15 protein-coding genes are annotated in these 19,017 nt (G+C 61.3%); 10 read left to right on the forward strand and 5 right to left on the reverse strand.

Features of this window, described 5'->3' with window-relative positions; genetic code table 11:
* Positions 1-790 precede the first annotated feature (790 nt).
* Positions 791-1,966, forward strand: coding sequence for an ATP-binding protein (locus tag FDG13_RS06075; protein WP_180125914.1), 1,176 nt, complete (start codon positions 791-793; stop codon positions 1,964-1,966).
* A gap of 27 nt (positions 1,967-1,993) precedes the next feature.
* Here FDG13_RS06075 and FDG13_RS06080 read toward each other — a convergent pair whose 3' ends face one another.
* Both FDG13_RS06080 and FDG13_RS06085 read right to left on the reverse strand, forming a co-directional pair.
* Positions 1,994-3,763 (reverse strand): DEAD/DEAH box helicase, encoded by a 1,770-nt coding sequence (locus FDG13_RS06080; protein WP_180125915.1) that lies wholly within the window; start codon positions 3,761-3,763, stop codon positions 1,994-1,996.
* A 140-nt stretch (positions 3,764-3,903) separates the two neighbouring features.
* Positions 3,904-4,380 (reverse strand): peptidylprolyl isomerase, encoded by a 477-nt coding sequence (locus FDG13_RS06085; protein WP_180125916.1) that lies wholly within the window; start codon positions 4,378-4,380, stop codon positions 3,904-3,906.
* Positions 4,381-4,700: 320 nt separating this feature from the next.
* Between FDG13_RS06085 and FDG13_RS06090 the strand changes: the two genes are divergently transcribed.
* From FDG13_RS06090 to FDG13_RS06125, 8 genes are all read left to right on the forward strand, one after another.
* Entirely contained in the window at positions 4,701-5,852 is a 1,152-nt protein-coding gene (locus FDG13_RS06090) for a cupin domain-containing protein (protein ID WP_180125917.1), read from the forward strand.
* Between the two features lie 124 nt (positions 5,853-5,976).
* A complete protein-coding gene (locus FDG13_RS06095; protein WP_180125918.1) occupies positions 5,977-7,260 on the forward strand; it encodes an extracellular solute-binding protein in 1,284 nt (427 codons plus the stop codon).
* A 2-nt stretch (positions 7,261-7,262) separates the two neighbouring features.
* On the forward strand, positions 7,263-10,457 hold the full coding sequence (locus FDG13_RS06100) for an EAL domain-containing protein (RefSeq protein WP_180125919.1): 3,195 nt from the start codon (positions 7,263-7,265) through the stop codon (positions 10,455-10,457).
* A gap of 46 nt (positions 10,458-10,503) precedes the next feature.
* Complete coding sequence (locus FDG13_RS06105; RefSeq protein WP_180125920.1) at positions 10,504-10,926, forward strand: YchJ family protein; 423 nt, start codon at positions 10,504-10,506, stop codon at positions 10,924-10,926.
* A gap of 215 nt (positions 10,927-11,141) precedes the next feature.
* Positions 11,142-11,537 carry an MbcA/ParS/Xre antitoxin family protein gene (locus tag FDG13_RS06110; RefSeq protein WP_078364805.1) on the forward strand — a complete coding sequence of 132 codons (396 nt, stop codon included), beginning with the start codon at positions 11,142-11,144 and terminating at the stop codon, positions 11,535-11,537.
* The gene (locus tag FDG13_RS06115; RefSeq protein ID WP_180125921.1) at positions 11,537-12,250 is read left to right on the forward strand and encodes an RES family NAD+ phosphorylase; all 714 of its coding nucleotides are present in this window, start codon (positions 11,537-11,539) and stop codon (positions 12,248-12,250) included. Before FDG13_RS06110 ends, FDG13_RS06115 begins: the two co-directional genes overlap by 1 nt.
* Before the next feature lie 119 nt (positions 12,251-12,369).
* A complete protein-coding gene (locus FDG13_RS06120) occupies positions 12,370-14,022 on the forward strand; it encodes a B12-binding domain-containing radical SAM protein (RefSeq protein WP_180125922.1) in 1,653 nt (550 codons plus the stop codon).
* Between the two features lie 135 nt (positions 14,023-14,157).
* Positions 14,158-15,384, forward strand: coding sequence for an ATP-binding protein (locus tag FDG13_RS06125; RefSeq protein WP_255435126.1), 1,227 nt, complete (start codon positions 14,158-14,160; stop codon positions 15,382-15,384).
* Between the two features lie 78 nt (positions 15,385-15,462).
* On the opposite strand, the gene deoA is transcribed toward FDG13_RS06125, so the two are convergent.
* The 3 genes from deoA to deoC are packed head-to-tail and all read right to left on the reverse strand — an operon-like array spanning position 15,463 to position 18,259.
* Positions 15,463-16,782, reverse strand: coding sequence for a thymidine phosphorylase (deoA, locus tag FDG13_RS06130; protein ID WP_180125924.1), 1,320 nt, complete (start codon positions 16,780-16,782; stop codon positions 15,463-15,465).
* Between the two features lie 24 nt (positions 16,783-16,806).
* Positions 16,807-17,430, reverse strand: coding sequence for a YbhB/YbcL family Raf kinase inhibitor-like protein (locus tag FDG13_RS06135; protein ID WP_180125925.1), 624 nt, complete (start codon positions 17,428-17,430; stop codon positions 16,807-16,809).
* A gap of 28 nt (positions 17,431-17,458) precedes the next feature.
* Positions 17,459-18,259 carry a deoxyribose-phosphate aldolase gene (gene deoC, locus FDG13_RS06140; RefSeq protein ID WP_180125926.1) on the reverse strand — a complete coding sequence of 267 codons (801 nt, stop codon included), beginning with the start codon at positions 18,257-18,259 and terminating at the stop codon, positions 17,459-17,461.
* Between the two features lie 182 nt (positions 18,260-18,441).
* Here deoC and FDG13_RS06145 point away from each other — a divergent pair, with 182 nt between their 5' ends.
* A complete protein-coding gene (locus FDG13_RS06145; RefSeq protein WP_180125927.1) occupies positions 18,442-18,843 on the forward strand; it encodes a bacteriohemerythrin in 402 nt (133 codons plus the stop codon).
* Positions 18,844-19,017 lie beyond the last annotated feature (174 nt).

Consider the following 19,017-nt stretch of genomic DNA (forward strand, 5'->3'; position numbering starts at 1 on the left):
GCTACACCTGTTCGCGGCTGGGTTCAGCGCGCAGGATGAGGCCGATGGGGGCCTCTTCGCCCGCTTGGCGCTCATGCTTGTCCAGCCTTTTGAGGGGCAATTAGTTGACAAAGTGGCTCCAGCCCAAATGTCGTGACACTGTCGCGACAAACTGCGTAAGTGGCAGTACAAGCTGCACCTTGTGTTGCAAGCTTTTTGCCGACAGTGTCGACAAAATTGGGATCGGGTCGGCAAACGCCACCATGTGACTCATGCTGCTTGCCATTGTCATGACCGGCGGGCGCATTAATGTCTTTGGTTGGACGACGCTCACGGGGCCTTCTTTCCTTTGGTCCAGCTGCTGGTTATCAGGGTGCGCAGTTCAGCGTGCAGGCTGCGGGCAGATTCAGGGACGACTTGGCTCATGGCTGCACCTTGCCGGTGTGCTGCACGCCAAGCTTGGCGCTGATGGAAGAAATGAAAGTCGCCATCCCAAATCACCCCTGAGTGAGATTGTTCTTGTCGCGTGCTTCATACCGCCAAGCTGTCTCGCAGCCATGCGGCTTACCCTTGTGATGGCATTCTATAGATAAAAGGTGCCTCTAGCCCTTATAAAACAAGCGGTATCAGCTACTCTATTTATAGTTGAGCCAAATCAATTTTTCAGACGCTGACCGGCAGCCAAATGTTGCAAGAACGTTCAAGTCGAACCGTGGCAAGGTGCATCAACCCGCCCCATGGTGCCTATCTTTCTAAACGTTAAGCACCGATTAACATTGAAATATTAACGTGACAAGTTAAAATTTCAATGATGAAAAGTCGTCAATTCGAATCCACCGTCCGCCAAAAACTGCTTCAAACCCCCGCCGTGGTGCTGTTGGGGCCGCGCCAAGTCGGCAAAACCACCTTGGCGCGCACCCTTGCCAAGGACTGGCCGGGCGGTGCGGTGTATCTGGACTTGGAACGCCCGGCTGACCGTTTGCGCCTCGATGATGCCGACACCTATCTGCGCGCCCAGCAGGGCAAACTGGTCATCCTGGACGAGATTCACCGCGCACCCGGTGTGTTTGAAGTCTTGCGCGGCATCATTGACGACAACCGGCAAGCAGGCATTCGCAGTGGGCAGTTTCTGCTGCTGGGCTCGGCCGCGCTGGATTTGATGCGCCAAAGCAGCGAAACCCTGGCCGGGCGCGTGGCCTACCTCGACATGGCGCCATTCAATGTGATGGAGGCCACTGCCGCCAGCCTGACTGAAAGCACCCTGTGGCTGCGCGGCGGTTTCCCTGACAGCCTGCTGGCCCCCAACGACAGCCAAAGCCTGGACTGGCGGCGCGACTTTATCCGCAGCTACCTGGAGCGCGACGTGCCCATGTTTGCGCCGCGCCTGCCTGCTGAGACGATTGGCCGCCTGTGGACCATGCTGGCGCACAACCAGGGCAGTGTGCTCAATCAGGCGCGCATGGCCAGTGCACTGGGTGTGGCCAACCCCACCATTGACCGCTACATCGACCTGCTGGTGGACTTGCAACTGGTGCGCCGCCTGCGCCCGTGGGGTGGCAATCTGGGCAAACGGCTGGTCAAGTCGCCCAAGGTGTATGTGCGCGACAGTGGTCTGCTGCATGGCCTGCTGGCACTGGAGAGCTTGAACGACCTGCTGGGCCACCCGGTGTGTGGCCTGAGTTATGAGGGCCATTGCCTGGAGAACCTGATCCAGGCGGCAGGCAGTTTGCGCGTGCCCTACTTTTACCGTACCCAGGTGGGCGCAGAAATTGACCTGGTGCTGGAAAAAGGTGGCAAGCCCGAGATCGCGATCGAGGTCAAGCGCTCCATGGCCCCCAGCCCGGAAAAAGGGTTTTCCATGGCCTGTGACGACCTGCAGATCACGCAGCGCTACGTGGTGTACCCAGGGCAGGAACGCATCCCTTTAAGGCATGGCGCACAGGCGATTGGCTTGCTGGAGTTGGCAGCGTTGTTGGCGCAGGGCTAGTGCGGCGCTGCCGTTCGTGGTCTGCACTCAGGCCTCAAACCTGCGCCCAAACCCACCTTCACCCCCCACCCCCAACACCAACCTCTGCGTCGCCCGCGTCGCCGCCACATAAAACAGCCGCGCCTCGTCCTTCTCGGGCTCACCGGGTGCGGGCATGTGGCCCACGCCGGGCAGGGCCACCACCGGGAACTCCAGGCCTTTGCTGACGTGCATGGTCATAACGTGGATGTGGTCGGCAGCGGGCTGGAAGTCGCCCGGTCTCGCGCGCACGCGAAACGGGAGCCCGCGCTGATGCAGCGCGTCGGCACATAGATTGATGGTTTGCCAATCGCGGCACAAAACGGCCATGTCGCCCCAGGCGTGGCCTTCTTCGTGCGCGGCGCGCAGGCTGTCGGTGATGGCGTAGGCCTCGTCGCGCAGGCTGGGCAGTTTGATGATCAGCGGGGCCTCGCCGTCGCGCCCGCAGCTGATGGGTTTCACCAGCGGGATGCCGTCGTCGTCCTTGTCGTTGGCGGTCAGCAGATCGGCCGCGACCAGGCTGGCGGTTTGCAGAATCTGCTGGGTGTTGCGGTAGTTGATTTTGAGGATGGTGGTGCGGCCCTGGGCCTGGATGCCCAGGCTTTTGAAGCTGAACTGTTTGGCACGCGCGCGCTCGTAAATGCTTTGGGCGTCGTCGTACAGCACCAGCAGGCTGTTGGTGGTGGGGTCCACCATTTGCGTGACCAGCTTGAGCCACTCGGGCGCAAAGTCGTGGCCTTCGTCGATCAGCACCGCCTGGTATTGGCCGCTGGGGATGTGTTTGCGCTCCACGCCGCGTATGACAGCGTGCACCAGTTCTTCAAAAAAGTGGGCACCCTGCCCAGGTAGTGTCTGGCCAAAGGCCCGCATTTGCTCATGGCACCATTTGTGAAAGTGCCGCACATGCACCCGCTCGCTCAGGCCCTTGGCCACCATCATGCTGTGGAGCTTGACGCCCAGCGGCTCGTTGTAACAAAGGATCAGCACCGGTTTACTGCCCGGTGCGCCCGCTTTGGCCAGGTATTCGGCGCGGTAGCCCAGGATCATGGTTTTGCCCGAACCGGCCACACCGTGGATCACACGGTGGCCGTCGCCCAAAGACCGGGCCAGTTGCTCCTGCTGCAGGTCCATCACACGCATGATGCTGGGCAGGTCGGCCTCTGCGTCGTTGTCGTCAAAGAGGGCGCCCTGGGTGGGTACGCGCACCTGCGGGAACAAGATCCAGCGCACGCGGTCAAGCATGGGCAGGCTCAAAGCGCCGCCAAAGCTGTGGGGGAACATCTGCCACAGCCGTTGCTGGAAGGCCTCCACGTCGGCGGATTCTTCCATCTCGTCTTTGCAGATCACGTAGTGGGGTTCGATGACCTCGCCCAGCCCGGCACTCTCAAACTGCTTGCGGCTGATGTGGGTCAGCACCACACCGTGCCCCCACGGAAACGCCAGCTTGCCCTGGTGCGGGCCGTCGGCCTGCAGCAGCTGGGGGTCGCGCTCCAGCGCGTTGACCACCTGGATGGCGCAGTGGCGCGCCTGCGCCAGCGGGTTGATCACCACCTTGGGGCCGTTGTGGCCCAGGATGTCCCACGACTGGCGGTTAACACGCAGGATGGTGTCGAGCTTCCAGTCCTTGGTTTCCAGGATCAGCAGGCCGCAGCGCGGGTGCAGCAGCACAAAGTCGGGGTGGGTTTGTTTGGGGCCAATGGGGACGTCGTACCAGAGCAGGTAGTCGTCGTCGAGCTTTTGCTCCAGCCGCTGGGCCAGACGGCGCTCGCCGCTGGTCATGCGGGCTATGCATGCACCAAGTGCTGGTAAAAGGGTTGCCACTGCGCTGTCCCGTCCCTGAGATATGCCTCTCAGGATTATGGGACAGGCACGTGCCGTGTTACATGTTCAACGGCACATTTATAACGATGGGTGTTGGTTCAGTGGTGATGCCCGTGCGCGCCATGAACGTGGCCGTGGGCCAGCTCTTCCGCACTGGCGGCGCGCACCTCGGTCACCTTGAGGCTAAAGCGCAGTTCCATGCCAGCCCAGGGGTGGTTGCCGTCCAGCAGCACGGTGTCGCCCTTGATCTTGACCACGCGAAACGCCTGTTCGCGCCCGTCGGCGGTGTGGCCATGCAATTGGCCGCCGACTTTGACACCCGGCGGGAAGTCGCGGCGCGGCATGGTTTGCGCCAGGCTTTCATCACGCAGGCCAAAACCGTCTTCGGGTTGCAGCACCAGCGTGGTCTGAAAGCCTGCAGTTTTGCCTTGCAGCGCTTCTTCGATTTTGGGCAGGGTGTTGTTGTAGCCGCCATGCAGGTAGGCCATGGGCTCTTTGGCTTCTTCAAGGAGTTTGCCCTTGGCGTCGGCCACTTTGTAGCGCAGGGTGACAACGGTGTCTTTTTCGATGTTCATGGGAATGTGGGGGTTGGCCAGCGGGTGCGGCGGGTCGGGCATTTTCGCGCAAGGTGGCTGTCGGGTGGGGTGTGAGGGCTTGGCCGCCTCTGCGTGGGTGTTGTCAAAACACACGCCACCCAGCGATTTGTTTGGGCTGACTCTGAGCCACGTCAAGACATGGCCAGATTGCGGTGGCTCGGCGCCAGTGATTCCTCTACCATCCGCCGACTCATTGAGGGGCGCTGAATGGCCATGCCTGTTTGGCACAGCCTCTGACCCCTGCCGTTTGCGCCACAGCAGCCAAAACGCTGCCGCTTGCTTCCACCCTTTGTCCTCTTATGTCCGCTCTCACACTCAACCTCACCGACTTTTCCCTGGAACACTTCATGGCCCACTACTGGCAGCAAAAGCCGGTGGTCATTCGCCAGGGGTTCAAGAACTGGGCCGACCTGATTTCTCCCAACGAGCTGGCCGGGCTGGCCTGCGAGGACGAGGTCGAGTCACGCATGGTCTACAAACAAGGTGAGCAGTGGCAAGCCGAGTTTGGGCCGTTTGAGTCGTTCGAGCGTTTTGGCGACAACGGCTGGACGCTGGTGGTGCAGGCGGTGAACCATTGGTCGCCCGAGGTGGCCGAGCTGGTCAAGCCCTTTGCCTTTATCCCCAAATGGCGGCTTGACGATGTAATGATCAGCTACGCGGTGCCCGGCGGTGGTGTCGGGCCACATATTGATTTGTACGACGTGTTCATCTGCCAGGGCAGTGGCCGCAGGCGCTGGCGCGTGGGGGATGTGGGCAACCACCGGCAGTTTGCCGCGCATGCGGCGCTGCTGCACACCGACCCGTTTGAGGCGATCATCGACACCGAGCTGCTGCCCGGCGACATCCTCTACATCCCACCGGGTTTCCCGCATGACGGCGTGACGCTGGAAGAGTCGATGAGTTTCTCAGTCGGCTTTCGCGCCAAATCGGCCTGCGACATGCTCAGCGGCCTGGCCGACTACGCCATCGACAAAGACCAAGCGCAGCACCTGCTGGCCGACCCGCACCGCCCCATTCACCAACATCAAGGTCAGATCGACAAAGCTGACTTTGCCCGCATCAAGGCGCACCTGCAAAGTGTGCTGGACAACGATCTGCTGCTGGCCGACTTTGCGGGCAGCTATTTCTCCAAAACCAAATGCGCGCTGGACCTGCAGGCATTGGACGAACCGCTGGACGCGGCCGAGCTGATCAACGCCCTGCGTGAACAGCCGCTGGTGCGCACCGGTGGCCTGCGCTGTTTTTATGTGGACGAAACGCTGGCGCAAGGTGTGTGTTACGTGGACGGTGAACGTTTTGACTTTGGCCCGGCCTGCAAGGACGCTCTGCTGGCGCTGTGTGACCAAGACGAGCCGGGTTATGACGCGCTGCAAAGTGGTTTGAACAACCCGGAACTGGTGCGCCAGCTCACCGAGTGGGTCAACGCGGGTTACTGGTACTTCAAGGACTAAGGGCGCATCACACCAAGGTATTCTGCGGTCTGGGCAGTTGGCTCTGGCGGTGGCGGCGGGTGAATCTGTGTCAGTTTTTGAGGTGATACTCTCGCCTCATTCAAAATTTTTGCACACGTCGCTGGTGAAGCTCTTCCTCCTCTTTCTGTTGCCGCTGCTGGCCCTGACGGCCTGCCAGCGCGCCCCCGAGACTCCGGCTACGACCCTCCCCAAGACGGCAGTGACTTTGTTGCACTTTTTCCCCGGTCTGTCTGGCCAGGGTCTGACCGAAGTGACGCAGAGTTTGAACGCCCAGTCCACGCGTTTTGAGCTGAAGTCGGTGTTGCTGGACCATGACGCTCTGAAAAGCAGCATCCAGGGCAGTGTCAAGGGTGGGCACCCGCCTGACCTGTATTCCAACTGGGCGGGTGCACGCACGGCTGTTCTTGTGCCCGATCTGGAGCCGCTGGACGACATCTGGCAGCAGGCCAGGTTGGAGACACACTTTCCGCCAGAACTTGTGCGCCAGGCCAGTGACTACCAGGGGCACAAATACCTGCTCCCGCTGACCCAATATGGTGTGGGTTTTTTCTACAACAAAGCGGTATTCACCCAGCACCACCTGACACCGCCAAGCACCTGGGACGAGTTTTTGGCAATCTGCGCCACACTTAAGGCCAACGGTGTCACACCGATTGCCCTGGGTGCCAAAGACCGTTGGCCTGTGCAGTTCTGGTTTGACCTGCTGTTGCTGCGCACCGCACCCTATACGTTCCGGCAACAACTGATGCAGGGCCAGGCGCGTTACGACGCCCCGCAGGTGAAAGCGGTGTTTGCGCTTTGGGCCAGCCTGCTCGACAAGGGTTATTTCAACCCAGACCCTCACGAGCTGGGTTGGTACCAGGGCGCCAACGAGATGGTGTTCAAGGGCAGCGCCGCCATGACACTGATGGGCACCTGGAACATCGACTACTTCAGCGACAAGTCACACCGCTGGGTGCTGGGCCAGGACTATGACGTGTTCATGTTTCCGCAGATCCGTGACGATGTGCCACGCGTGGCACTGGGATCAGTGGACGGCCTGGTGCTGCCCAAAAAAGCCATCAACAAGGAGGGCGCCAAAGAGGTCTTGCGCTACCTGGCTGGCCAGGCGCCGCAGCAGGCCTTCACCCGCCACTCTGGCGCACTGGCACCCAGTGCGCAGGTGCCACGCAGCACTTACAGCCCGATCCAACAACGCCTGTTCGACGACATCGGTCAAAGCGCACACTTTGCCTTTTTGTACGATCTGACCACCCCGCACGCTGTGGCTGAACTGGGTTTGAACGCGTTTACAGAGTTTCTGGCCTTGCCCAAGGCCTACCCGAACATTCTGAACCGACTGGCCCGGGAGGCAGCTGCCTACTTTCAGACGAACCCGGTCCACTGAGCATGCGTTTTCTCAAACAACTCAGACTACATGACAAGATCCGCATCAGTTTTGGGGCGCTGACCGCGTTGATTCTTGTGAACGCGTTGGTGGTGGCCGCAGCCACCTATGCCATCGTGGGGCTGGTGGGGCAGAAACAGAACGTGGCCGAGGTGGTGTCCGAGGTCGACAAGGTGCGGCTGCTGGCCAGCCGCTACGTGAACGCGCTGTCACCACCGGTGGCCAGGCAGGTGTTTGATGGCCTGGAGAGTACCCGCCTGCGCATCAACGCCGCCGCCCAGGCGCAGGCGCTGAATGCAGAGCAGCTTGCCACCATGCGCTCGCTGCTGGGTGACTTCATGCTGCATTTTGAGAAATACATGGTGGAGGCGGACCAGAAAGCGACCGTGAAGAAACTGTCGCTGAGCCTGAGCCAGCGCATGAGTGCCCATCTGGACACCGCCCAGCTCATCAGCCTCAGCGCGCGTGACCGCCGCGCCCTGGCTGAGCTGCAGTCTGAGGTGATGCGGCTGCAAGGGCTGGGGCAAGCCATCCAGCTGAACCTGCGACTGAACCGCTCCGGCGGGTCCGCCTCAGCACGTTTGCATCAGACATTGGCGCAGCTGCGCGAGAGCGCCCAGCAGCTGCGCACACAATCGGATTTTCAGCAGTTGGTCTACAACCTCCAACGCGACGCCACCGATTACGTCACCAGCCTGGACAACTTCAACCGGTTGCAAGACTTCAACAACGCCACCGAGCAGCAGCTTGCCGACATCTCCGACACGCTGCAACAACGCAGCCAGCAGGTCAGTGACAGTGTGGACAAGACGATCCGGCGCCAGATGTCCTTGGCCATCACGCTGATGGGCACCATCTTTCTGCTGACCCTGCTCAGTGCGCTGGTGTCATCGCGTTACCTGTCGCAGGAAATCCTGCGCCCGATCCGCGCGCTGGTGAATGTGACGCAGCAAATCGGTTTGGGCCAACTGCGGGTGCGCGCCAAGCTGGGTGTGGCCGATGAAATTGGGGAGCTGGCGCAGTCGTTCAACGACATGACAGAACGTTTGCTCGGCCAGAATCAGGCTCTGGCCGTGGCACACCAGGAGCTGGAAAAGCGGGTGCAGGCGCGCACCTTGGAGCTGGCCGAACGCGGGCTGATGCTGCGCCAGATCATTGACACCGCGCCCATTGCCATCTTTCTGGTCAATATGCAGGGGCGCATTACCCAGGCCAATGCTGGCATGAGTGAGATGTTTGGCATACCGATGGACAGCCTGCTGGGTTCGGACTACCTGAACCTGGTGGACCCATCCGAGCTGTCTTTGCGCCGACAGACCATGGACGCGCTGATGCGTGGTGAGATACCCATGGTGGACCAAGACCGCAGGTACCAACGGGCCAATGGCGAGATTTTCTGGGCCCATCTGACCGGCAAGCTATGGCTGGGCACCCAAGGCGAAAAACTGGGCCTGATTGGTGTGATTGCCGATGTCACCGAGCGCAAACGCGCCGAAGAAAAACTGCAACTGGCCGCCAGCGTGTTCACCTATGCCCGTGAGGGCATCGTGATCACCGACGCCCGCGCCCGCGTCATCGATGTCAACGACACCTTCACCCACATCACCGGTTTTGACCGCGCCGATGTGTTGGGCCGCAACCCGCGCATGCTCAAGTCCAAGTACCAGACCTCGGCCTTCTACCTGGACATCTGGCGCACGCTGACCCGCACCGACCAGTGGAGTGGTGAGGTCTGGAGCCGACGCAAAAACGGTGAGGTCTACGCCGAAATGCTGACCGTCAGCGCGGTGCGCAACGTCGACGGCCAGCTGCAGAACTACGTGGCCCTGTTCTCTGACATCACACCAATCAAGGCGCACCAGCAGCAGCTGGAGAACATTGCCCACTTCGACCCGCTGACCCAATTGCCCAACCGGCTGCTGCTGGCCGACCGGCTGCACCAGGCCATGCTGCAATGCCAGCGCCACGAGAACCAGATGGCTCTGGCCTACCTGGACCTGGACGGCTTCAAGGCCATCAACGACAGCCATGGCCATGACGCTGGCGACGAGCTGCTGGTGGCCCTGGCGCAAAGCATGAAACACAGCCTGCGTGAGGGCGACACCCTGGCACGTATTGGCGGCGACGAGTTTGTGGCGGTGCTGGCCGACCTGAACGCGCTGGATGACCACGAACCGCTGTTGCAGCGCCTGCTGCAGGCGGCCTCCAGCCCGGTGTGGGTGCGGGGCAAAACCGGCCCGGTGGCGCTGCAGGTCTCGGCCAGCATTGGTGTCACGCTCTACCCGCAGGACAACGCCGATGCCGACCTGCTGATGCGCCACGCCGACCAGGCCATGTACGTGGCCAAACAAAGCGGCAAAAACCGCTTCCGGCTGTTTGACGTGGCGCACGACGCCGCGATCAAGACCCAGATGGAGAGCCTGGCGCGCATCCGCAGTGCGCTGGACCAACGCGAGTTTGTGCTGCTGTACCAGCCCAAGGCCAACCTGCTCACCGGCCAGATCACCGGTGCCGAGGCCCTGATCCGCTGGCGCCACCCCGAGCGCGGGCTGCTGCCACCAGCCAGTTTCCTGCCGGTGTTTGAGGACCACCCGCTCAGTGTTGACATGGGCGAGTGGGTGATTGCCACCGCTCTGGCGCAGATGCACACCTGGCAGACCCAAGGGTTACACCTGCCGGTCAGTGTCAACATTGGCGCGCGGCAGTTGCAGCAGGACGGCTTTGCCGACCGGCTGGCGCTGCTGCTGGCAGCCCAGCCCGAGGTGGCGCCGGGTCAGCTGCAGCTGGAAGTGCTGGAGACCAGTTCCCTTGAAGACCTGGCCAAGGCCGGGGTGGCCATGGTGGCCTGCCAGAAGCTGGGGGTGAGTTTTGCGCTGGACGACTTTGGCACCGGCTACTCCTCACTGACTTATTTGCGCCGCCTGCCTGCTGACACACTGAAGATTGACCAGAGTTTTGTGCGCGACATGCTCGACAGCCCGAACGACCTGGCGATTGTGCGCGGTGTGATTGGCCTGGCCCACGCTTTTGGCCGCGAGGTGATTGCCGAGGGTGTGGAAACCGCTGCCCACGGCGAGCTGCTGGCCAGCATCGGCTGCACCCTGGCCCAGGGGTATGGCATTGCCCGTCCCATGCCAGCGGCCGAGCTGCCCGACTGGATGGTGCGTTGGCACCAACACGCGCAGTGGACGGCGTAAAGCCGCCCAAGTTGGCAGAAAATGCCCCTGCCAACCCACACACACCATGCGAAACAAAGTCCCCGACACCCACACGGCCTGCCCTTGCGGCAGTGGTTTGACCTACGCCCAATGCTGCGGCCCCTGGCACAGCGGGCTGGCACAGGGCCAACACGCCCCCACGCCCGAGGCACTGATGCGCTCGCGCTACAGCGCCTATGTCAAAGGGTTCATCGACTACCTGCTGGCCACCTGGCACCCCAGCACAGCACCGGGTGAGCTGGAACTGCCGCCCGTGAAGTGGCTGGAGCTCGACATCCGCCACGCAGAGGCCACCGGTGACGCCGGTGTGGTCGAGTTCGTCGCCCGCCTGCGTGACGCCGGGCGCGGGGCCCGCCTGCACGAGATCAGCCGTTTTGTGCGCGAAGACGGCCGCTGGCTCTACATCGACGGCACCCACCCGGGCAAGGATGGGACACCCGACACCTGAGGCGCTGGTGTCTCTGGTTACTTCTTAAACAGTAGCTATTAGCCCTTATTGAATAAGGGCTAGGGGCATAAAACATGGATAAAACTGGGTTGACCTGAATCTCGGCTGGTTCGGTCCCAAATCCTTATTTGGATACTATTCACACAATTTGTGTTTTAATAGTTTTGACAACATTGCTTCCATCATCCAATGACTAGCCGCACAGGAGCCCCCACATGACCGCTGTACTTGAGCCGCAGCCCGCTGTCTCGCAAGACCGGGGTGCGTTGGCCAAAATGGTGATGACTTTGCTGGACCACTGGGCCTTGCCCACCGAGGACCAGGCGGCGCTGCTGGGCATTGCGACCAGCAACCGAGCGGCCTTGACGCGCTACCGCAAGGGCGAGGCCATCGGCACCAGCCGCGACCAGTTTGAGCGTGTGGGTCACCTGCTGGGCATCCACAAGAACCTGCGTTTGTTGTTCCCGCAAAACCGCGAGCTGGCTTACCGCTGGATGTCGACCCGCAACAAGGCGTTTGACAACCTGACGCCGGTGGAGGTGGTGAAAGCCTGGGGCTTTGCCGGTTTGTTGATGGTGCGCGCCTATCTGGACCGCGCCCGCGGGGTGTGATGGATTCGCTGTTTGCCCACCTCACGCTGGCCGATGTGCACCGCAGCGTGATCCGTAATGTTGTGTCCATCGGCACATCCCAAGACCTGTTTGATGACTTGACCAGCAGCCCGGCTGAGTGGGCGATGGCGCAGCAGGTTGAAGACGAGGTCAAACCCCCGCTCTATGTGTCCAGAACCCCGGTCATCCACCGGCCGTTTGAAGATGCCGCCTGGGCCAACGCGATTGGCTGGCCCTTCAAGCACTGGCAACGCAGCCGGTTTTCTGACGGCTCGTTTGGCGTCTGGTACGGCTGTGACTCCGCCGAAACCACGGTCTACGAGACCGCTTACCACTGGTTCAACGGGCTGCTGAGTGATGCTGGGTTTGAAAAAGAAAAGGTGGTGGGTGAGCGCAAGCTGTATGACGTGAGCTGTGATGCGGCGCTGCTGGACTTGCGGCCTTTGACTGCCCAACACCCCGGCTTGATGCACCCAACCGACTACAGCGCCACCCAGTCGGTCGGTGCCAGATTACACCGCGAAGGCCATCCCGGTTTGGTGACCACATCAGTGCGTTACAAACCAGGGCACAACTATGTGGTTTTTAACCCTGCTGTGTTGTCCAACCCGCGGCTTCACTGCCAACTGTCCTATCGGCTTGATGGCCAGAACATCATCGTCGAAAAGCAACCCGGCCTGACCTGGCTGACCGTGGCAACCGCGTCGCTTTGAGGCGTTGCACCGTTTTTTGCACCCTACCCTTGAGCTGAGCCAGGCATCAATGCACCCTGCACACACTATTGGTTTGATAGTTACCTGCCCTTGTTTTATGAGGGCTAGGGATCACTTTGATGTTTAAAGCTGGCGCTGCCCCGCGCATTGTTCTGGCCACACTGAACGCGCGCTACATCCATGCCTCGCTGGGCCTGCGTTACCTGTTGGCCAATCTGGATCAGCACGGTGGCGGTGGTTTGCGCCAACACACGCTGCTGCGCGAATACACCATCTCCCGCCCGGCCACCGAGGTGGTGGCCGATCTGCTGGCCACGCTGGGTAATGCCACTGGCGCGGTGCAGATCGTCGGGTTTGGGGTGTACATCTGGAACGTGACCCAGACGCTGGAGGTGTTGCACCTGCTCAAGGCGGCGCGGCCAGACATCAAGGTCGTGCTCGGCGGCCCCGAGGTCAGCCACGAGACGCAGCAGCAACCCATCACCACCCTGGCCGACTATGTCATCACCGGCTGGGGCGATGTGAGTTTTGCCAAGTTATGCCGCGCGCTGATCCACGGCCCGCAGCCTTTGATGAAGATCATCGCTGGTGAACAGCCGGACCTGGCCGAAATCAACCTGCCCTACGGCGAGTACAGCGAAACCGATCTGGCGCACCGCCTGCTGTATGTGGAGGCCTCACGCGGCTGCCCGTTCAAGTGTGAGTTCTGCCTGAGTTCACTCGACAAAACCGCCTGGGCCTTTGAGCAGGACCGGGTGCTGGCGGCGCTGGAAGCGCTGTACCAACGTGGCGCGCGCAACTTCAAGTTTGTCGACCGCACCTTCAACCTCAAGATCGAGCACTCGGTGCGCATCCTGCAGTTTTTTCTGGATCACCTGCCCGCCGCAGGTGCCCCGGCCAACGAGCAGCTGTTTTTGCATTTTGAGGTGATCCCCGACCACCTGCCCGAGCGCCTCAAAGCCATGCTGCTGCAGTTTCCACCGGGTGTATTGCAGCTTGAAGTGGGTGTGCAGAGTTTCAACGCCGAGGTGCAACACACCATCTCGCGCCGCCAGGACAACGCCGCGTCTGAAGCCAACCTGCGCTGGCTGCTGACCCACAGCCACGCCCACCTGCACGCCGACCTGATCTTTGGCCTGCCGGGTGAAACGCTGGCCAGTTTTGCCGAGGGGTTCGACCGCCTGCTGGCGATTGGCCCGCACGAGATCCAGCTCGGTGTGCTCAAACGCTTGCGCGGTGCACCGGTGGCACGGCACAGCGAGGTGCATGGCATGGTCTACGACCCCGAGCCGCCCTACACCGTGTTGCACACCGGCGTGGTCGATGCCAACACCGTGCAACGCTTCACGCGCCTGGTGCGCTACTGGGACTTGCTGGCCAACTCGGGGCGTTTTGCCCAGACGCTGGCGCTGGTGCTGCAAACACCACCTGCCGATGTGTTTGGCTCCTTGGACGGCACCGAGGCAGAGCTGGCCGCCGCGCAAACATCGCCGTTCTGGCGGTTTTGGCTGCTATCGGGCTGGTTGTGGCAGCGTCTGGGCAGCACCCACAAGCTGACGCCTGAGTTGCTGGTGGACACGTTGTTTGCCTACCTGAGCCAGAGCCTGCCCCCCGAGTCCGTGCGCCAGGCCCTGTTGGCCGACTACCTCGGCAGCGGCGCACGGGCCAACCCGCAGGTTTTGCAAGGCCTGCTACCGCGTCAGGCACCCGCTGCTGCCAAGGCAGCACGCACGCTGGCGGCGCGGCAAGAGCGGCACCAAGCCCAGAGTTGATTCCGAATTTCACTGAGCTATATTCCGAAATTTACGCTGTTAGATTCCGAATCTAATGCCACCAGATTCCAGAATTAACGCTACCATGTGCGTATGAATACGGCATCTCTCTACCCCCGTCTGATCCAAACGCGCATGGCTGAGGCCTTGGCGGATACGCCGGTTGTTTTGCTGGCAGGGCCACGTCAAGTCGGTAAAACCACTCTGGTGCGCCAACAAGCCCTTGCCATGGGCATGCGCTACCTGACACTGGACGATGACTTGACGCTGCTGTCAGCCCGGCAAGACCCGGCGGGCATGGTTCGCAGCTTGGACTTCGCTGTCATCGATGAAATCCAACGCGCGCCACAACTGCTGCTGGCCATAAAAAAAAGTGTGGATGAGGACCGCAGGGCCGGGCGCTTTTTGTTGACGGGCTCTGCCAACCTGATGACGCTGCCTGCGGTAGCCGACTCGCTGGCTGGCCGGATGGAAACCTTGTCCCTGTTGCCACTGTCTCAAAGTGAGTTGCACGGGAATGCTGCCAACTGGATTGATGCGGCATTTGCTGGCCAAGTGCTGACGGCTTCAACGGTGGTGGTGGGGGATACATTGGTTGAAACAGTTCTGCGCGGCGGTTACCCCGAAGCCTTGTCTCGCTCGACCGAGCGACGGCGAACGGCGTGGGCGCGCCAATACACCGACGCATTGATCCAGCGGGATGTCCTAGACGTGGCTGGTATCGACAAACTCGCCGAGTTGCCGCGCTTTTTGCGCTGCCTGGCGCAAGTGTCTGGGCAAATGTGCAATTACTCTCAATTGGGGGCGCAGGTGGGCCTGGACAGCAAAACGGCTGCACGCTACACGGGCGTGTTTGAGCAGATGTATTTGCTCAAACGGGTTGACGTGTGGGCCAGAAACCGACTCAAACGCGTCATCAAAACCCCCAAGCTTCAGTTTCTTGACGCTGGCTTGCTGGCCACGCTGGCCGAGCTCGGTTTTGCCGAGGCACACCACAACCGTACCCGGTTTGGGCATGTTCTGGAGACCTTTGTCTACAGCGAATTGCTCAAACACACCACAACCGCTGAAGGTGACTATCGACTGCTTTATTACCGCGACCTCGATCAAGTGGAAGTGGATGTGGTGATCGAAAACGCTGCCGGGCAATTGGTGGGTGTGGAGGTGAAAGCGGCAGCCACAGTCGATGAGCGCGATTTGCGTGGCTTGAAAAAACTAGCCAGCGCGGCAGGAGACCAATTCAAGATGGGTATCTTGCTCTACGACGGCACAGAGACCCTGCCTTTGGGTGACGGACTGTGGGCCGCCCCCTTATCTACGTTATGGGGCCAGACAAGCCCATTAGGCAGGCAAGGCAGATAACGCTGAAATCCTCCGATTTTTAGTTATTTTTATAGCATTTATCCCAATAAAACATTGGGCTACGGGCCATTTTGACTGTCAGACCGTGATGTATTTGACCAGCACCGGCGCCAGCGCCGGTGCCGTGTCACCGATGTGAATCAGGCTCAGCAAGGAAGCTCGCGCCCGCTCGGCAGAAGCCACATCGGCCGCATGTACCACAGCCAGCGGTTCACCCGCCTGCACGGCTTGGCCGATCTGGGCAAAGTCTGAGAAACCCACACGCGGGTCCACGGTGTCGCTGGCCAGGCGCCTGCCGCCGCCGAGTTCCACCACGGCCAGGCCAGTGTCGCGTGTGGCCATGCCGGTGACAAAGCCGCTGCGTGGCGCGGGCACGGCCAGCGTGACTGGGGCGCTGGCCAGGTAGTGGGCTGGGCGCTCCACAAAGTCGGCCGGGCCGCCGAGTGCGGCCACCATGCGAGAAAACTGCTCCAGCCCTTGTCCGCTCTGCAAAGCATGGTCTATTTTTTGTAGCGCTTCGGCCTCATCCACGGCCAACCCGCCCATCAGCAGCAGCTCGGCACTCAGGCGCCGGGTGACTTCCATCTGGCGCGGTTCTGTCGCCTGGCCCTTGAGGAAGGCCACGGCTTCAAGCACTTCGAGCGCATTGCCCGCAGTGTGGCCCAGCACCTGGTTCATGTCGGTGATCCAGGCGCGCGTGGGCAAACCGGCGCCGCCTGCCACCTGCACCAGCGACTCGGCCAGAGTGCTGGCCATGTCGAGCGAGTCGGCAAAGGCGCCGTTGCCCACTTTCACATCCATCACCAGGCCTTGTAACCCGGCCGCGAGTTTTTTGGACAAGATGCTGGCGGTGATCAGTGGCACCGATTCCACCGTGGCGGTCACGTCGCGGATGGCGTAGAGGCGTCGGTCGGCCGGCGCCAGATCGGTCGTCTGACCAATGATGGCGCAGCCTGCCGCCTGCAAAGCGTGGTGTAACGTGGCCACGTCAGGCGTGGCGTTGTAGCCCGGGATGCTGCCGAGTTTGTCGAGGGTGCCGCCAGTGTGGCCCAGGCCACGGCCCGAGATCATCGGCACCACACCACCACAGGCAGCCACCAGCGGTGCGAGCATCAGGCTGATCTTGTCGCCGACGCCGCCGCTGGAGTGTTTGTCCAGAATCGGGCCGCTCAAGTTGGCGCTGGACCAGTCCATCACCAGACCGGAATGGGTCATGGCCTGGGTCAGCGCCACGGTTTCGTCACGGCGCATGCCCTTGAGGAACATGGCCATGGCCAGCGCGGCGGCTTGGCCTTCGCTCCAGGAGCCGTCGACCAGGCCCTTCACAAAGCTGTCGATGTGGCTGCGTTTTAGGGTGTGGCCGTCGCGTTTGATGCGGATGATTTCCTGGGCAAGCATGGGGGTTCCTGTGGATGTGGGTGTTTAGCGACCGTAAGTGGCGGTGAAGCTGGCTTTGTCCAGCAGCAAGGCGCCCAGACCTTTGTTCAGCACAAAGGAGTACAGCGAGGGGCTGCCGGTTTTGGGGATGCCACCGGCCTTGGCCAGATCGTCCACCGCCAGCGCGTAGAGGGTGAAGATGTAGCGATGTGGCTTGTCGGCCTCGGGTGGGCAGGGGCCGCCGTAGTTGCCGTTGCCACCGGTGGCGCCGGTGTCCAGATAGTCGGTGGCACCGCCATAAGCCGGGGCGGGCAACTTGGCCGCTGCATTGCCCGCGCCCTGGGGCAGAGAGGTCAACGTGGGTGGCAGGTTGTAGACCGTCCAGTGCCAAAAGCCTGCGCCGGTGGGCGCGTCGGGGTCAAACACCTGCAGCGCGAGTGACTTGGTGCCGGGCGGCACGTTCTGCCATTCAAGCGCGGGCGACACATTGGCACCCTTGCAGCCGAAACCGTTCAGGACAAACTTGTTGTCAAAGGTGCCCATGGCCAGGTCCGGGCTGGACAACATAAACGGCGCCCTTTGCGCACTGGCCGGCCCGCCAGCCAGCCCCATGACCAGAGCGAGGGCACAAGGAACACGGAAGAGCAGTGTGGCGCAGGGCAAGTTCATGGTGGGTCTCCTGGTGGGGTTGAACAACTCAGTAGCCGCTGCTGGGCACAGCGGCGGGTGTGGCCGTGGGGTTCAGCACCGATTCGATGTGGCCAAAGATGCTGCTGGCGCCAATGCGAAAACGCTTTGGGTTCAAAGCCTCGACGCCCAGAATCTGCTGCGTCAATGCCTCATAAACAATAGCGTCCTGCACCGTTCGGATGCCGCCAGAGGGCTTAAAACCCACTGTATCTCTGGCAGCAGGGCTGGCTGCAATGGCGTTCAACATGATTTGCGCCGCCTCAGGTGTGGCGTGGGTCGCAGTTTTGCCGGTGCTGGTTTTCAGGAAGTCGGCGCCAGCGGCCAGGGCCAGCTGGCAGGCGCGCTCAATCAGCGCCGGGGTTTTGAGTTCACCGGTCTCCAGGATCACCTTGAGCACCATGCCCGGGCAGGCCTGACGAACTGCCGTCAGCAGCCGGGTGACTGCTGCCTCATCCCCTGCGATCAACGCCCGATACGGCAGCACCACATCCACCTCTTGGGCACCGGCCTGCACGATCTGCAACGTGTCTTGCACAGCGGTTTCCACATCGGTGTTGCCATGCGGAAAGTTGGCCACCGCCGCCACACCAATGTGGGTTGGCAACTGCGCGCGGGCAAAAGCGGCGAATCGCGGCCAGACACAGACGGCGGCCACCGGGCCCATCGGCCCCTGCGCGCGTTGGCAGAGTTGGGTGATGTCGACTTCGGTGTCGCTGTCGTTGAGGCTTGTGAGGTCCAGGCAGGCCAGGGTCAGGCGGGCACTGGCGGGCAGGTTTAGTGACCAGGGGGGTGTTGGCGTCGTGTTCATGAGGGGAATGATACGTTTGCACCGGGCACACCGAGCGGGAGTTTTGCGACTCATCGGTCGGCGGTTACCCCTGGCGGCCGGTCGTAGAATGTTTGCTCGTCGTGACAAATGTTCAAACAAAACAAGCTTCACGCGAACCAATCCCTCTGTCGGGCCTTGGTATTTGACGCAGGAGAAGAATCGTGAAAGACCTCGTTTGGGACAAGATACTCAGCGTGGGTGTCACCGAGATTGATGAAGACCATCACAAGCTGATCCACATCTTCAACATCCTCAACCACGCCATTTCAGACGGCGAATCCAAAGAGTATCTGGCGGCCACCCTGGACGAGCTGGTCTACTGCACGGTCTGGCATTTCAGCCACGAAGAGCGCTTGATGCTCAAACACCGCTATCCAGAAGCTGAAGACCACAAGGCCGAACACCAGGAACTGATCCAGAGCGCCAAGGAGCTGCAACAGCTGCTGCTCCAGCCAGGCGCCTCTTTCGCCGAGGAACATGTGCTGTTTCTGGAGCAATGGTTAACCAAACACATCCTCACAGCGGATGGGCGACTTGGGACGTATCTGTCGCGGGTGATGTAGGCGTGGCAGTCAAACGGGAGCCGGGTGAGGCTGGTTGGAGCCATTCGGTAGATTTGGTTCTAGCAACCGCTACACGTCAAGATCATGCACATGACTTTTGTAGCAGTGGATATTGCAAAAGCGGACTCATCTAGACTTACTGTAAATTCGGCGCGTCTGTCATGCAGCCTCTCC

Origin of the sequence: Rhodoferax sp. BLA1, from assembly GCF_013416775.1 — a bacterium.
In the GTDB taxonomy this organism is placed as follows: Bacteria; Pseudomonadota; Gammaproteobacteria; order Burkholderiales; family Burkholderiaceae_C; genus Rhodoferax.

What these genes read in the sequence shown, in the direction of transcription:
- FDG13_RS06090 (WP_180125917.1), top strand. Translation starts at nt 4,701, where the DNA reads ATGTCCGCTCTCACACTCAACCTCACCGACTTTTCCCTGGAACACTTC.
- FDG13_RS06105 (WP_180125920.1), top strand. Translation starts at nt 10,504, where the DNA reads ATGCGAAACAAAGTCCCCGACACCCACACGGCCTGCCCTTGCGGCAGT.
- FDG13_RS06115 (WP_180125921.1), top strand. Translation starts at nt 11,537, where the DNA reads ATGGATTCGCTGTTTGCCCACCTCACGCTGGCCGATGTGCACCGCAGC.
- FDG13_RS06080 (WP_180125915.1), bottom strand. Translation starts at nt 3,763, where the DNA reads ATGACCAGCGGCGAGCGCCGTCTGGCCCAGCGGCTGGAGCAAAAGCTC.
- FDG13_RS06120 (WP_180125922.1), top strand. Translation starts at nt 12,370, where the DNA reads ATGTTTAAAGCTGGCGCTGCCCCGCGCATTGTTCTGGCCACACTGAAC.
- FDG13_RS06110 (WP_078364805.1), top strand. Translation starts at nt 11,142, where the DNA reads ATGACCGCTGTACTTGAGCCGCAGCCCGCTGTCTCGCAAGACCGGGGT.
- FDG13_RS06075 (WP_180125914.1), top strand. Translation starts at nt 791, where the DNA reads ATGAAAAGTCGTCAATTCGAATCCACCGTCCGCCAAAAACTGCTTCAA.
- FDG13_RS06125 (WP_255435126.1), top strand. Translation starts at nt 14,158, where the DNA reads ATGGCTGAGGCCTTGGCGGATACGCCGGTTGTTTTGCTGGCAGGGCCA.
- FDG13_RS06085 (WP_180125916.1), bottom strand. Translation starts at nt 4,380, where the DNA reads ATGAACATCGAAAAAGACACCGTTGTCACCCTGCGCTACAAAGTGGCC.
- deoA (WP_180125924.1), bottom strand. Translation starts at nt 16,782, where the DNA reads ATGCTTGCCCAGGAAATCATCCGCATCAAACGCGACGGCCACACCCTA.
- FDG13_RS06135 (WP_180125925.1), bottom strand. Translation starts at nt 17,430, where the DNA reads ATGAACTTGCCCTGCGCCACACTGCTCTTCCGTGTTCCTTGTGCCCTC.
- deoC (WP_180125926.1), bottom strand. Translation starts at nt 18,259, where the DNA reads ATGAACACGACGCCAACACCCCCCTGGTCACTAAACCTGCCCGCCAGT.
- FDG13_RS06100 (WP_180125919.1), top strand. Translation starts at nt 7,263, where the DNA reads ATGCGTTTTCTCAAACAACTCAGACTACATGACAAGATCCGCATCAGT.